Annotated in this window: 6 protein-coding genes; 4 read left to right on the top strand and 2 right to left on the bottom strand. The window is 60.5% G+C overall.

The genetic code is table 11. From position 1 onward, the window contains the following. Positions 1-336: 336 nt before the first annotated feature. Together J2T21_RS04585 and J2T21_RS04580 are read left to right on the top strand one after the other, a co-directional pair. Positions 337-4,203, top strand: a complete 3,867-nt coding sequence (locus J2T21_RS04585; protein ID WP_307578951.1) for a hydantoinase B/oxoprolinase family protein — start codon at positions 337-339, stop codon at positions 4,201-4,203. Positions 4,204-4,356: 153 nt separating this feature from the next. Then, the gene (locus J2T21_RS04580; RefSeq protein WP_307578949.1) at positions 4,357-5,721 is read left to right on the top strand and encodes an MFS transporter; all 1,365 of its coding nucleotides are present in this window, start codon (positions 4,357-4,359) and stop codon (positions 5,719-5,721) included. Positions 5,722-6,243: 522 nt separating this feature from the next. Here the strand turns inward: J2T21_RS04580 and J2T21_RS04575 are convergent. Continuing rightward, positions 6,244-9,396, bottom strand: a complete 3,153-nt coding sequence (locus J2T21_RS04575; protein WP_307578948.1) for a DUF3427 domain-containing protein — start codon at positions 9,394-9,396, stop codon at positions 6,244-6,246. Between the two features lie 382 nt (positions 9,397-9,778). Here J2T21_RS04575 and J2T21_RS04570 point away from each other — a divergent pair, with 382 nt between their 5' ends. After that, positions 9,779-9,952 (top strand): recombinase family protein, encoded by a 174-nt coding sequence (locus J2T21_RS04570; protein ID WP_307578947.1) that lies wholly within the window; start codon positions 9,779-9,781, stop codon positions 9,950-9,952. A gap of 581 nt (positions 9,953-10,533) precedes the next feature. Continuing rightward, positions 10,534-13,635: a HEAT repeat domain-containing protein gene (locus J2T21_RS04565; RefSeq protein WP_307578945.1), complete on the top strand. Its 3,102-nt coding sequence runs from the start codon at positions 10,534-10,536 to the stop codon at positions 13,633-13,635. Between the two features lie 359 nt (positions 13,636-13,994). Here the strand turns inward: J2T21_RS04565 and J2T21_RS04560 are convergent, their stop codons facing one another. Beyond that, complete coding sequence (locus J2T21_RS04560; RefSeq protein ID WP_307578943.1) at positions 13,995-15,422, bottom strand: hypothetical protein; 1,428 nt, start codon at positions 15,420-15,422, stop codon at positions 13,995-13,997. Between the last annotated feature and the right edge of the window lie 710 nt (positions 15,423-16,132).

Below are 16,132 nucleotides of genomic sequence, written 5' to 3'. Positions count from 1 at the left end.
CACCCGGCACCCACCCCACGGGCCCTCTGGGCTGGATCACCGGACAAGCAGGGGGGCTGCGGGGACAGTGTCCGCAACAGACCACTCCGCACGCAAAAAAAATATCGAATGGATCCCACTTAGGCATTGCTTGTTGCTCAGAGGGGCATTAGATTGCTACCTAAGCAACGTTGCGTGAGCCGAATCACACGACCTGTCGGAGGAGGCCCCACCACTGTGGACCATCCTTCCCATCCGCGGCCCGGTACGGGCCCCATTCCCTGCATCCCCTATTCTTCCCGGGCTATTCCTTTTTCCACCACAATCCTGGGCATCCCCCTATCGAAAGGACCCATCATGAAGCGCATCGGAGTCGACGTCGGCGGCACATTCACCGACCTTTACTATTCAGATGATGAACGCCGCATCGCCGTCGTCGAGAAGGTTCCCTCCACTCCCCACGACCCGTCCGAGGGCGTGGTCAACGGCATCAAGTTGCTCTGTGAGAAGGCCGGCGTGCCCCTGTCGGAGATCGACCAGTTGGTGCACGGGACCACGGTGGCCACGAACACCGCGCTGACGCATACCGGCGCCGAAGTCGGGATGATCACCACCGAGGGATTCCGGGATATCCTGCACATCGCCCGCCACAAGAAGCCGCACAATTTCTCCCTCCAGCAGGACCTGCCGTGGCAGACCAAGCCGCTGATCAAGCGCCGCCACCGGCTCACCGTGAAGGAACGCATCACCGCCCCCCACGGCGAAGTCCTGGTTCCCCTGGACGAGGAAGAGGTCCGCACCCGGGTGCGCGAGCTCAAGGCCGCAGGTGTCCAGGCCATCGCCGTGTGCCTGCTGCACTCCTACCTGAACCCCGCCCACGAACAGCGCATCGGGCAGATCGTCAACGAGGAGTTCCCCGAGGCCTACCTGTCCCTGTCCAGCGAGATCGTCCCGCTGTACCGGGAGTACGAGCGCTTCTCCACCACCGCCCTGAATGCCTATGTCGGGCCGAAGGTCTCGCGCTACCTGCACCGTCTGCAGGAACAGGCCGAAGACCTGGGTTACCGGCGCGAGATCCTGCTGATGCAGTCCTCCGGCGGCATGGTGCCCATCCGCGAGGCCGCCAAGCGGCCGGTCACCCTGATGATGTCCGGTCCGGTCGGGGGTCTGATCGGCGGCATGTGGGCCGCCAAGCAGTCCGGCTTTGAGAACGTCGTCACCCTGGACATCGGGGGCACCTCGGCGGACATCGGCGTCGCCTACCAGGGCGAGCTGCGCATGCGCCACCTGCTGGACACCAAGATCGGCGACCACCAGGCCATGGTCCCCATGGTGGACATCGACACCATCGGCGCAGGCGGCGGTTCCATCGCCTATGTCGATGCCGGCGGAGTTTTCCGCGTCGGCCCCCAGTCGGCCGGCGCCGTGCCGGGACCGGTCTGCTACGGCCGCGGCGGCACGGAGCCGACCTCGACCGACGCCCAGGTGCTGCTGGGCCGGATGCGCCCGGACCGCATGCTGGCCGGCTCGGGCCTGGACATGGACCTCGACGGCGCCCGCACGGCCATGGAGAAACTGGCCGACAAGCTCGGCATGTCCGTCGAGGAGGCCGCCCTGGGTGCGCTGCAGATCCAGAAGTTCGGCATGACCCAGGCCATCGAGCAGAACTCGGTGCGCCGCGGCTACGACCCGCGCGACTTCACCCTGGTCGCTGCCGGCGGAGCCGGCGCGCTGTTCGCCTGCGAAATCGCCGCCGAGCTCGAAGTGCCCCACGTGCTGGTCCCTGCCCACCCGGGCATCATCGCCGGCATCGGGCTACTGGCGACGGACGAACAGTACGAGTTCGTTGCCACCAACCGGTTCAGGTTCTCCGACGCCGATCCGGCGGCCATCCAGGCGTCCTTCGAACAGCTCGAGCGCGACGCCAATGCCCAGCTGGACGCCGAGGAAGTCCCCGCCGAACGCCGCAGGATCGACTGGCTGGCCGATGCCCGCTATGAGGGCCAGGGCTACGAGATCCGCTTCGACGTCCCCGAGGGACCGGTGACCACCGCCTGGCTGGACCAAGCCGAGGCCGCCTTCCACGACGCCCACTTCGAGGAGTATGGCCACCGCTTCAAGGACGGCACCGTGGAGGTCATCAACATCCGCGTGGAGGCCCGCGCCGTGATGGACGAGCTGCCCACCCCGGAAGCCACGCAGTCCGGCTCCCTGGAACAGGCGCTGGTGGAAACCCGTCCGGTGACCTTCCAGCAGGACGGCCATCCGGTCACCCTGGACACCGGCTTCTATGACCGGGCCAAGATGGGCGTGGGAACCACCTTCACCGGCCCGGCCATCATCGAGCAGTACGACTCCACCACCGTCATTCCCCCGGGCTTCACCGGGACGGTCGACGAGGCCGGCAACCTGGTCATCGCCTGCCCCGCCGCCACCCAGAGCGCCGAGCAGCTGGCCACCCCGATCCTGATGCGCGTGATCGGCGGCGCGCTGAACTCCGCGGCCAAGGAGATGGCCTCGGTGCTCTTCCGCATGGCCTACTCCTCGATCATCCGCGAATCCGAGGACCTGGGTGCCGGATTGTTCGACAAGGACGGCAACGTGCTGGCCGAATCCGACTCCACCCCGATGTTCATGGGTTCAATGCCCAAGATCGTCAAGGGCGTCATCTCCGTGCTGGGCGATGACATCCACGAGGGGGATGTCATCCTGCACAACGACCCGTACCTGGGCGCCACCCACTCCCCGGACGTGGCGATCATCGAACCGATCTTCCACGACGGGCAACTCGTCGGCTTCGCCGGCGCCTCCGGGCAGCTGATCGACAACGGCGGGGCGTTCTCCGGGCTGATGGTGGACATCCAGGACATCCAGTCCGAGGGCACCATCTTCCGCGCGGTGAAGGTCTACGAGAAGGGCGTCCGCCAGGCGTCCTTGATCCAGCACATCCTGAACAACACCCGGACGCCCACCTCCAACGAGGGCGACTTCCAGGCGATGATCGCCGCCTGCGACCTCGCCAAGTCCCGCTACCTGGCCCTGGTGGAACGCTATGGCCTGGATTCGGTCCGCGACGCCGGCCAGTTCTGGATCGACTACTCGGAGCGGATGCTGCGCCAGGAGATCGCCAAGATCCCGGACGGCGTGTACGAGACGGAGGTCGGCTACCTCGATGACGACGGGCGCAACTACGGCAAGAAGCTGCCCATCGTGGTCAAGGTCATCGTCGAGGGCGACGAGATCACCTACGACCTGACCGGTTCCTCCGAACAGGTGCCCACCGCCTACAACTGCGCCTTCGAGGGCACCACGGTCTCGGCGTTCACGTTCATCACCCGCATGATGTTCCTGGACGAGGTCGCCTTCCCGGTGTTCGTCCCGCAGAACGAGGGGATGCTCAAGCCGCTGAAGGTGATTGCCCCGGAAGGCACCATCTTCAACCCGAAGTACCCGGCGGCCACCTTCAGCCGGTTCTCCCAGGTGCAGCGGGCCGTGGACCTGGCCCTGCGGGCGCTGGCTCCGGTGATGCCCGAACGGGTCACCGCCGGGAACTCGGCGCACATCCACTTCATGTCCTACTCCGGCTGGGACCAGAAGCAGGGCGAGTACTGGGTCTACCTCGAGGTCAACGAAGGCTCCTACGGCGGCCGCCAGCACTCGGACGGGCCGGACTCGGTGGACAACCTCATCGCCAACACCCGCAACAACCCGATCGAGGAACTGGAGTGGCGCTTCCCGATGCGCACCGACCGCTACGAACTGCGCGACGATCCGGCAGCCGCCGGTGAATTCCGCGGCGGCATCGGCATCGTGCGGGAGAACACCTTCCTGACCGACACCGCGGTCACCTGCGAGGGCGAACGCCACGACTCGGACGTTCCCTGGGGCGCCTTTGGCGGGCATGACGGCCTGAACGCGTCCCTGGTGAAGAACCCCGGCCGGGACGGGGAGGCCTCCTGGCCTTCCAAGGTCACCGGCTGGCAGCTGGTGGCCGGCGATTCCCTTCAGATCACCGTGCCCAGCGGCGGCGGGTTCGGCGATCCGCTCAAGCGCGACCCCTCGAAGGTCCTCGAGGACGTGCTGGACGGCTTCACCACCGCCGAGGCCGCCACCCGCGACTACGGCGTGGTCCTCAAGAAGGTCAACGACCAGCTCACGGTCGATTTGGTCGCCACCGCCGAACTCCGGAAGAACGTGGCCTCCGAGCTCAGTCCCATCAACTGATCCCGAAGCCGCAGCAGTAAAGGGGGGCGGATTGGAGGCCAGCGTCATTGCCTGGTCGCCGGTCCGCCCCCTCTCGTTCCCGATCCACCACCCTGCCCCTGTCGCTTTGCCACCCTGACCCTGTCATTTCCCCACCGTCCTCAAGGAATCGTCATGTCTACTGTGCAACACACTCAATTTGTCGAATCGGATGTCCGGCCCAAGGACGTCCGGTTGGCCACCTGGATCTGCTTCTTCGCCTGGACCTTCGCCGTCTACGACTTCGTCCTGTTCGGAAATCTGTTGCCCCAGCTCGCCGAGGACCTCGGATGGACAGGGGCCCACTCGACCGAGGTCAACACCTGGGTCACGGCCGGCACGGCCATCGTGGCCTTCGCGATCGGTCCGGTCGTGGACCGGATCGGTCGGCGCAAGGGCATCCTGATTGCCGTGGCCGGAGCCGCCGTGGCCTCGTTGCTGACCGCCATGGTCGGCTGGGTCATCGGCCTCGCCGCCGGCCTGGGGCTCGTCTTCCTGGTCCTCGTGCGGTCGCTGGCCGGCCTGGGCTACGCCGAACAGGCCATCAACGCGGCCTACCTCAACGAGATGTTCGCCCACAACAGCGACCCGGCCAAGGCCAAGCGCCGGGGGCTGGTCTACTCGCTGGTCCAGTCCGGCTGGCCGGTCGGCTCCGTGCTCGCCGCCGGATCCGTCTACCTGCTCTTCCCCCTGGGCGGATGGCAGCTCTGCTTCGTCGTCGCGGCGCTACCGGCGATCTTCATCCTCTGGGCCGGACGCTGGCTCAAGGAAAGCCCCCAGTTCTCCCACCGGCACCAAATCGACCGGATGCTCAAGGCCGGTCAATTGGAAGAGGCACAGTTGCTCGGGGAAAAGTACGGCATCGATGTCTCCGAGAAGGCCAGTCCCCTGGCTTCGGTCTTCCGCGGGGAATCGCTGCGCTCCACCGTGACGATCGGTGGCGCCTTCCTCCTGAACTGGCTCGGGGTCCTGTCCTTCGCAATCCTTGGCACCTCGCTGTTGACGGCACCGGATGGTAAGGGCATCGAGTTCAGCAGTGCGCTGCTGGTCCTGATCATCTCCAATGCCACGGCCTTTGCCGGTTATCTCTTCCATGGCTGGCTGGGTGACCGAATCGGACGCCGCAACGCCATTGGCTTCGGTTGGATCCTGTGCGCCGGGTCCTTCTTCACCATGCTCCAAGCCCCGAACGGGAACTTCCCGCTGATCATCGCCCTCTACAGTGCCGGGCTGTTCTTCCTCATCGGCCCCTTCTCGGCTTTGATGTTCTTCACCGGTGAGAGTTTCCCTGTCCATACCCGGGCCACCGGCAGCTCTCTGATCAACGCCGCGGGCCAGGTCGGTGCGATCATCGGCGGCCTGCTGATCACTGCCTCCCTGGCCGCAGGCAGCGGCTGGATCAATGCCACGTTGTGGTGGGGAGTCATCCCCATCTTGGCCTCCGGGCTGCTGATCTTCGCTGCCCGCAACGTCGACCCTCGCACCATCCGCACCGACTGACGCGGCTGGACCCGGCACCACGAACACCGTCCGTCCGGCGGCAATTCCCTGGCCCCTGGGAATCGCAGTCGGGCGGACATTAATGAGTCCGGGGCACTTCGCCCGTCCGGAGTGTCCCCGAGAACGCGACCCGAGACAGTCTGCACAAGAGCACCACTTCCCGGATCTTGAATGGGCTGGCCGAGACCAGCTGCTTCGACGGGCCGACCTGGGGGTCCGGCGTGCGCACTTGCCCTATCATGAGGGTTTGGCATTCGCTATCCCGGAGACTTCTGCCAGTTCGGTGTGGAACATAAAGTAAGCGATCGTGGTGGAACAGGTTGCAGCTCCCACCAGATCAAGCACACCGCCTTATTAGGCACCCGCTACACGTCAATACGAAATCTCATCGGCGCCTGTCCTTCTGGCCGAACTTCCGCCCGTTTATCGTGGGCCAGGGCGTTCTGCTGACAGCAGGGTAGGCAAGTCCTCCGTATTTTTCGTGAACCGATCTAAAAACGAGCACGTCAATGAGGGCAGATATTAGCGCGCCACCGCACTTGCGGATGTAAACACTCCTACCGGCATATCGCGCTGCAGCTTCCAAGTGATGGCGATGGGTTTGGCGCCCTGGTGCTTCACGTAGTCGACTGCGCCCAGGCATGTGAATGGCATGACCAACCCGTCGATGTCTTTTGCAGCGTCACGGGTAAAGAGCAGGATATGCGATCCATGCTCCTTCCGATTCAAGTAACGTTGCCCGGTTGGGCTCGTTGGACTGGTTGTGTTCTGCGATTCCCAGTGGAAGAGACTGGGGCTAATCGCGTAGTCCTTGTACAACGTGTTGGGGCTGTGGACCGCTTCGTCTTTATCCAGCGTTACGAAAAGAGCATCGGCTCTAGCTTGTGGGCACCAAGCCACGCCCTCCCGGTGACTCACACCCTTGCCCTGTTCCAAGGAACCATATTCCAGTGCAGCCAGAACTTCCGACCTCCAGTACGTGGCATGGGAATAGAGCGGAACCTGCTGCAGTCCCAAGGGGAGTCCCTTTGGTGCATGCGGGCTTCGGGCCACGCCACGCGAGAACGCAGCACGCAGCTCCCGAACCAAGTAACCGTTGGCACGGATACGGTCCAGGCCCGCATCGTAGGAAGCCAAGCCGCCGCCGTTGTCCCAGAACATGTAGAACAGCATGCGCGCAAACGTCTGGAGTCGCTGCCCCAGCTCCGCATAGCGCGGGGCATCTATTGAAAGCAGTTCGGCATACGCTTCGGCACGCTCCGCATCATCTACGTGGAGGAAGCGCGTAACGCGCTTGAGAAGCTCCCGCTCCTCATCCTGCTGGACTCCATCAAAGCCGCCCAGTCCTTCTTCCCAAGGGGAGCGAGCAGAAATCAGGCCCGCCTTGCGGATCAGATCCGTCCACGAATCCCCCGTTCTGCGGTAGATATCCTTAACGTCCCTGCCGGATTCTTCAAGATATTCGTCCATCTCAACAAAACCGTAGGACTTGATTTCCCGAACCAAGACCGGTTTGTTTAGCTTGAGCTGGTCTCGGATGTTGTCCAGCACGATGGCTCGCGCCACACGGTCGAGCATTAGCTGACAACCCGACGGCAACCCTGGTGCACCATCATCGATGACGCGCTCCAGCTTCTTGCGCGGGACATCCAACAAGGCGCGGTACTTGACGTCGAAACGGAACTCCCGGCGTTGCTGGCCAATGAAATCGAGCACCGTGAGCACCGCTTTATCGTCTGCCCGCCGCAACCCACGACCGAGCTGCTGCAAGAATATTGTCGAACTCTGGGTAGGACGCAACAGCAAAATTGTGTCGATCTCCGGTACATCCAGGCCCTCGTTGAAAAGATCAACAGCAAAGACGCAATTGAGTTCGCGGGCACGAAGCTTGGAAAGGGCTCCTTCTCGTTCCTCTGTGCTTGAGTTTCCCGACACGGCCACCGACGGAATGCCCGCATCATTGAAGACCTTGGCCATGTAATGCGCGTGCTGGACCGAAACGCAGAATCCAATCGCTCGCATCATTGAAGTACTGAGGACCTTGTCGCGCAATTCATTGATGATTTTCAGGGCACGGATGTCGTTGCCCGTGTACACGTTGTTCAGCTGCTCCAGGTCGTAGGACCCTCTTTTCCATTCGATGGCGCTCAGATCGACGTCATCCGCCACGCCGAAGTAATGGAAGGGCACCAGCAGATCCGCGTCCAGCGCATCCCACAGACGCAGCTCAGAAGCGATCTTTCCGTCAAAGTAGGTATCTGCAACATTGATACCGTCACCGCGTTCGGGAGTCGCGGTGAGGCCCAGAAGTTCCATGGGCTTCAGGTGTTGAATAAGTCTGCTGTATGAAGGTGCCTCGGCATGGTGGAACTCGTCGATCACCACGACGTCAAAGGCCTCCGCGTCGATCTTCGACAGTCCGAGCGCGGCCAGGGACTGTACGCTGGCGAACACATGTCTCCAGACGATTGGCTTCTGCCCGTCCACGAACATCTCTCCAAAGGAGCCCTTTCCCAAAACCTTGCGATAGGTTTTCAGGGATTGCTCAAGAATTTCCTTGCGATGCGCCACGAACAAGAGTGTTAGTTCCCTGCCCGCTGCTTGGCACAGTCGCTTGTAGTCGAGTGCTGCCAGAACGGTCTTGCCGGTGCCGGTCGCGGCGACCACCAGGTTTCGATGCTCGTTGCGGTTGGAACGGGCAGCTTCGAGCTCCTCCAGCATTTCCTTCTGGTGCAGCAACGGTTGCACTTCCAGCCCGGTGGACCCGAGCATGCGCTCGGCCGTGGTTCCGCCTGCCCGCTTCAGTGCCGCATCCAGCTGTTCGGCGTCGGTCTCGGGATCGTAGGGGACGAACGCGTCGTCTTCCCAGTAGCTGTCGAAGGTCAGCGCGAATTTCTGCAGGAGACCCGGCGTAGCCACGCCTGAGAGTCGTACGTTCCATTCAAGCCCGTCAAGCAGCGCAGGCCTGCTGAGGTTGGAGCTTCCGACATAGGCGGTATCGAATCCGGAATTGCGGTGGAACATCCAGGCCTTGGCATGCAGCCTGGTCGCGTTGGTCTCGTAGTTGATGCGGACCTCGGCACCGAAGCGACGGACCAGCTCATCGATGGCGTGGCGTTGGGTGGCTCCCATATAAGTCGTGGTGATGACCCGAATCGGGATGCCGTAATCCTTGAGTGACTCAAGCGAGTCGGAAAGCAGGCGCAGGCCTTCCCACTTGATGAATGCGCATAACAGGTCCACGCGGTCTGCCGAGGATAGCTCGGCCCGAAGCTCTGCGGCAAGTTGCGGATCTTCACGGCTGTTCGTGAGCAAGGCAGCCGAGCTTAGCGAGGTCTGAGGTCGTTTGAACGAGCGAGTACGGATGCCATCGTCGCGTTGTAGTTCCATGAGCTTTTGGGGGCCGGGGAGGACATCTTCTGTGTGCCCAACAAGTTCAAGAATTTGGTTGGTCAGGGTGACCATCTGTACCGGTTCGAGCGACCCAAGACGAGCCTCAATTGCGCGACCAAGAAAACGTGCCAGTTCACCTGGCGCGTCCTCGCCCTCCACAGACTCCACCGACCGCGTGAAACCGTGCAACGATGCCAACCTACCAGCCAAGTGATCGGTAATTAGGCTCTCAAAAATTCCTTCACCCAAGTCGAACGCGCTATTCTGCCCAGCTTTGTCCATCTTGCCAGGCTACTCGAACTCGGTATCCGTATCAGGGATCAACACTTGGTGGCCAACGATCCGTACTCTCGCAGCGTCCGGCTTTCATTCAAGTGATTCATTTTCTTGAATTGACCTACAAAAGTTCGCCACTGAGAATTTTCCTGGAATCAATTTTGAGGTATTAGATCTTGCGTCACAATCAACCTGCCCATTGTTCCCTAGACGGGTACTTGAGAACAGTGGCCTGCTGAATAGGAACCTTATGCCGATGGCCCACCGCGACACCCGGGCCCCAAAAACCCGTCCCCTAAATACGTTGAAAACTCACAGAATCTCGATTCGCGGTTGCCCCGCCCGAGAAGCTGTCCTGGTCACGTGGCACAAACGCTAGACTCAAACCATGTCACTGCACCTGGTCGGATATGCGCGCGTCTCCACCAACTCCCAGGACCTCGCCTCTCAGCAGGCGGGACTGAAGGACCTGGGCGTGCCCGAGGATTTGGTCTACGTCGACCACGGCTTGACGGGCCGGAACCGCGAACGCCCGGGCCTACAGACGTGGGATCCGGAATGAATCTTCGGCGTGGGGTCCCCATGAACAGAAAAGTGGTTCGTTCGACCGAGGCGCTTACCTGGCGCGCGAATGCGTCCTGGGTTTCCTGCGTTATCGGACGTTGTCGGTCCGCTTGATCCAACAACAGCCTTACAACGGGGCGACGAGTTCTCGGTCCTTGTTCTCGGTCCTGCCAGATGTTAATGAGAGCTGGCTCGTTGTTTCGATCCATTCTTGGCGCCTGCACTGGATGCGGGTGGCGTTTTTACAGGGATAACAGATGAGATTGGGGTGGTCATGGTGGATGGTCCTCTAGTGAATAGGTTTTCTTCCTTCATCAGAAGCCGTCTGCACTGCTGTGTACGCGTTGGTCGATCGCGCTCGGGCGGACAAGGCGGAGCAGCTATGAGAGTTGACCTCGACTGCATTCTGCGGGTCAAGCCCCGCGGGCCCGTAGACCGCCCGACAAGAAAACACGAACGGATCCAGCGATGAGCTTGTCAGATCGCCTCAGGGATTCAGAGTCTCCTGTGCGCGCATTCCTTGAGGGCATCTCGCCCCACATATCTTCACTCCGTGGCCCAACGAGCAGTGCCCGAGCCATGGCAGCTTCCCTGGGCTTGGAGGATCTGACAAGAAGCCCCGCGATGGTGTCTGCTCCTCAGGGTGGGGACTCCGCCACGACCGGGACCGCCTTGGACATTCGAGCCCGGATCGCACTGGGCGGCTTCGACGCACGAATATCTGCGTCATTCGCCGGTGTCTCCAGGTTGCTTGCACAAGCCGACCACATCGAGAACGGTCGCCACCGAGCTACTGTCCTTGCCGAGAGCTTCGATTTAGCTGAAGGACTTCTTCTCGACACCAAGGATGAGACCCAGCTCGATCTTGCCGCGGTCTTGTTTGCGTACTGCGAACAAATTCTCCGTGGCGGCACCATGGCTTTGCAGGGGCAGCTGGGAGAAGCATGCGATCAAGCATTGAGCGCTCATGAGTTCGCAAACAACATTGATTCCGGTGTGTTGGCGGACGTGCGTGCGCTGATGAACGCTGGCACTCTACAAGTTGACGCATGGAAGTCGCAGATCGCAGGTGGCGACCGCTTCGAGCCGAACCCTGACTTCGCGGGCTCACTCTTGGTCGACGGCGCAGACGGAGACTGGCTCATAGGTGAGACGCTGATCGACTGCAAGGTCTACGGCCAGCTATCGACCCCCAAACTTCGAAACTTCCTGCTGCAACTGTTGGGCTATGTGATGCTCGACCTCGACGACGCCCTGAAGATCCGGCATGTGGGCCTCTGGCTTCCCCGGCAGCAGTTGACGCCGACCTGGCGCCTTGAGTACCTCCTTGCTGGGGATCCTGAAGAAGTCCTGCCCAGGTTGCGCGATGAATTCATCAAAGCGACAAACGCTACTCAGATTGCCCTGCACATTCCCGCCACACAACGGCGTAAGCACCAGCTTTTGGCAGACAACCGACACACTCGCCCAGGGATGCTGGACGCACTGGCTAACAGTGACGACACCGACATCCGGTTCCGTGTGGGACGCAACGACATGACCCCTGAAGCCACCGTGCGGTTGCTAGCCAAGGATCGCTACGCGCGGGCACGCGAGGGCGTAGCGACGAACGAACGCGTTCCTGCAGATGTGCTCGAAACGCTCTCCCGCGATTCGAGCGTGATGGTTCAACAAGCCGCGGCTACGAACCGAGGGTCATCGTGGCAATCTGCAACCGCGTTGGGCTCTGGCACTAGGGGAAGTCAGCCAGATGCATTGGCGATGATCGATCAGCCAGTCACTACTGGCAATGCACGCGACTTCATTGGCGGCGCCGTTGAGATCAACCAGGATCGCGCAGATTGGTCACTGGACACGAGATGGCTCACAACTTTCTTGTCCAGGGCGCTACACGCCGACCCTGCTTACCAGGTTGGAGTCCAGGTACCGGAAGCCAGCCAAATGTGGTCATACATCTCAGGTCGCCCGTTCCGGTTCCCGCATCAACTGCAGGGCGGGTTCTCCGACGCTGTGATGGCCGACCTTTTCCGGGGTGATCGACCGGCAGCTGTGCGCAGAGTCGTGGCTGGGAGCCTGCCGGTGTCCGATGTCGAAGTCAGGACGAGGCTTCTCAAAGATGGGGATGCCGAGATACGTTGGTCGACGCTGAAGCGGACCCTCGAGCAGACAGACGACAGTCTGTCCGAGTTTCTCGGGGAACTAGCCGGGTCGCGTGAAGTTCGTCTGCGTTTTTGCAAGGACGAGCACAACTCTGCGTATTGGTCCCCGACACCGACGGAGCTTGACCAGCAGGTTCTTCGACTCCTTGCGGGGCACCCAGCGACGCCCCGCCAGGTGCTTCAGGGGCTCATTGAAAGCAAGCAACCTGAAGTTCTGCTCGCCCTGGCGCGCAACACCGCTCTCGAATCAGGGGACCTCGAAGCCCTCATTCACAAGATGATCGCGTCCAGGTCGCTCGCTGCACGTGAGCTGTTTGCCTCATCTCCTCACACGCCGCCGGAGGTCCTACAGGCCTTGGCATCCGTTCGGATAGCCGATGTGCGTGAGATCCTGGCCGGGAACATGCAGGCCCCCCTGCAGATGCTCGCGGCGTTGTCCACGGACCGCAGTCGGGCGGTGCGCCTCGCCGTGCTCAGCAACCCCGCGACGCCCGCGGATCTGGCGACTTCGATCGCGCAGGAGCTCTTGGTGGACAGTGTCGACCAAGAGCTCTTGTCGATTCTTGACGCATTGGCTTACCGAATGGACGTGACGCTACCCACGACACTGGTCGAGGGCGCGCTCGATGAGCTGTCCAGGAGCCGTGTTCGCGAACCTGACATGCGTTATGAGGTTGGCAGCGACGGGCGTGCCGGTGAGCGGACGCTGAAGAGACTTTCAAAGAGCGCCGATGAGGGAGTTCGACGAGTGGTGGCCGGTAACACTCGTGCGTCGGCTACTGTTCTGGAACTACTTGCAACTGACCTTGACTCAGATGTACGAGCTGCTGCTGCTGGGAACCATGCGACAGGGCTCTCGGCGCTGATTGAACTTTCTCAAGACTATGATGTCGTGGTGCGTCTGGCTGTCGCCAGGAACTCGAATCTCTCGCAAGAGGCTCTCCGAGTGTTGCTCACTGATGATGATCCCCATGTTCGCCAGGCTGCAAGCCAGAACCCTTCGGCTAATGCCCAGGACGTACATCATGGGGAGCTTGAACGTCACGAGAAGCCAACTAGATCGCGACTGGCACGTGCTGACCTAGAAGAGATGGCCATAGCTACAAAGGCACAGACGCGGATTCAGGTCGCTTACAACGAGGACGCACCACCGGATATCCTCAAGTTCCTCGGCGGAGAACGACGGAGCGTGAAGGTACGCAGGGCGGTGGCCGCCCATCCGAACACGCCTGCAGAAGTCCTGTGGTCGCTGGCAACCGACAAGGATTTAGAAGTGCATCAAGTTATTGCCTTGAACTCCAATACGCCGGCTGAACTGCTGGTGCAACTGGCAGGCCGGAGCCTCGACTTCGCGCTTCTGGTATCGCTGAACCCAGGAGTACCAGATGAGGTGCTTGATGCACTTGCAGCCGATGGCGAAGCGCTGGTGAGGTTCGTCGCCGACATCACGAGGACTCATCGAGCGCTGGTCGCTGGCGCTGAAATACTTCAGCTCTCTGCAAGGACCGAGAACGCCGACTGACACGTCATCCGAATCTGGTTGACGACATGCAGCCCAGTGAGTGGAGGTTGTGCACGTCGCCCGGTCACTTCAGGTCACCTTTCGGGATGTTGATGCCCCGGGCGTTGTGTGCAGGCGGTGGGCTGGGTCCCGGTGTCCACATGTGTGGGGAAAAGACCGAAGGAAATATCTTTTGCCGTGCACATGTGGACGCGGGGCAGCCGTGGCTAGTGCGAGCTTTGTTGTATTTTCATTGGTGGTTGAACGGTTGCCGATGGCGTCAAGCCAGCTTTTGGTTCATTGGCAACTTCGCGATCGTTTTTCTTGGAAGACACACCGTTCGGGCGATGCTTCTAATCACGTAGAACGAGGATATCTGGCTAGCCCTTGCGCAGCTTTACTGCGGGAGGATTGGCGAGATTGAGGATTGCCCTATCTTTACTCAAAAGGTCAGGAGTGATGTTCGTTTTCTGGAGAGCATCATGCAGGCTTCGGTCGACGTTTCGAGTGAGCTTTGGTTCGAGCAATTCTAAGAGCTTCTTCCACTGGCCACGGGCGAGATCTGTCTGGAGACGACTCGCTATGTTCACGCCCTTGAAAGCCCTTAGCGCATATCCGGCTTGTGTTGAATCAAACTTCTCAATTAGGCGCCGGTAGATCGGATCTGCCGCCCATGTAATTCCACTGCCGTTGCTTAAGAACACTTCAACGATGGTCTCTACATAGCGTTTTGCCAGGGCTTTTGGAATGTCCCCTTGGGTCCCCACTAGTTCTTCTAGAGCCCGCGCTGGTGCCGGTTCGGTCGCAAAGTTGTTCCATCCATGATGGGCGGTAAGAAGTGCTTCGAGTGACCTCGAAATTTCGGCTGCTCTGACTGGTTCTGGGAGGAATGAGCCACCGTCAACCAGATCAAAAAGTTCACGTCCTTTGGCTGCTCTATCGTGGTCGGCATTGGCCACGTGTCGAGCGATTAGCGTACCGAAACGATACCGGGCGTCATCAGAGATGTATTGCCAAATGGGGGGCCATAGATCACGTACGTTGTCCGCCGTGTGTGCGGCGACATTAGGATCTGAGTACAAACCGAACAGCCCGGAAGAGATTGAATCAGCACGATCAGGAACCAAGTTCGAGAAGAAGATGGCCGTGGACCCTGCTTCTAGATCAGTGAGACGCCTCTCCTTAATGTTCTTGAGCAGACGCCCCACTTCTGCGGCAACTTCATCAGGGGGAGCCATGATCACTTGACGGATACAGGTTTCTAACCACGACACCAGTTGCAAGCCAGATATTTCAATCTGATTCGGGTGCGCAGCACTGGCGTGGTTGCGCATATAACGAATTCCATCGAGTTGGTGATGGCCTACGTCGCTTAGTAGGCCCATCTCTTTGGTAGCTCGCAACAAGTCGACGTCGGCAACCTGAGCAAGATCCTCGGGTTTGGAGAGGTATTTACGGCGGTCGGGAGAGGGAACCGCTACATCAAAGAAGTACCCAAGGTCGTAGGTTTCAACACGCTGCCGAAGTACACCTACCGTCTCGTCCCAGAGGTAGTTGAGTGCTGCGTCGAAAAGGCCTGCGGATGCAGCGGCGATCATCTTGCTGATGTACATCGCCTGGTCTCTTTCGTCGCCTTCGAGGGCGCTTAAGGCGGTCGGAAGATTGCTTAGAACTGCTGCGCGTTGGGGAATTCCCACAAGGATGCCATCGGACGGAAGCCCCAGATCCTCTAGGTGCCCAAGAAGGGCCGTTTCGAACTGTTGCAACTGAGCGTTGGGCGATGAGCCCGCAGGAATCAAGGAAGTCATAGGCCCAGCCTAGTACGTCACAGATTTTCATTCGTTTGGCTGGTTGACCGAACACCGGAAGGCCTCTTGTGTGTTTGTCGGCGACGTTTCGTTACATGCCGATCCAGCCCAAGTTTCTTTAGTTCGTCGATCCTCCACCCGTCTTTGGTGGCACGCACGTAAGCCTTCTTATCCTCCTTTTTCGCTTCGCAAGTTCGGCTTCCAGGTCGGTCACGAACTGGCGTGCCTTGACCAGATCGGTTACCGATTCGATGCGCGAGTTCAGTAGTTCGCGTGCCTGCTGCTGTGTGGCTGCGAAGGTGGCCAGTGTTCGTGTAATGGGTTGCAGCATTACTTCATAGAAGAATCGCTCGTTCCTCGAGCCCCGTTATGCCGACGCATGGGCTTCCCTCCAACTCCGATAGTGACACGAATGTCTCAGCAAAGGTGCCGGATCGTCCTCTATGCGACGGAGGAAGTATGACCCCCTGTTGGGACCTCTTCTCGGTCGATGTCCTAGGTCTCTTCCCCTCAAGGGATCGAAGTCCCCGCATTAGCATCAAAGGTTCCTTTGATGCGACAGCAAAGCATGGGACGACCTCGCATCTGGAAGGTTGCACATGCAGGGAGCCGATCAGCTTCATAATCTATGGCTTCGGTACGTCTCGTGCCCCTCGGGGAGTAGCTCATTTCAAGCATTAGGTTTCAACACACATGGTTATAAGAATCTC

Origin of the sequence: Paeniglutamicibacter psychrophenolicus, assembly GCF_030812255.1 — a bacterium.
Classification (GTDB): Bacteria; Actinomycetota; Actinomycetes; order Actinomycetales; family Micrococcaceae; genus Paeniglutamicibacter; species Paeniglutamicibacter psychrophenolicus_A.
Note: the sequence above shows the minus strand (reverse complement) of the source record. Positions and strands in the feature narration are given on the sequence as shown.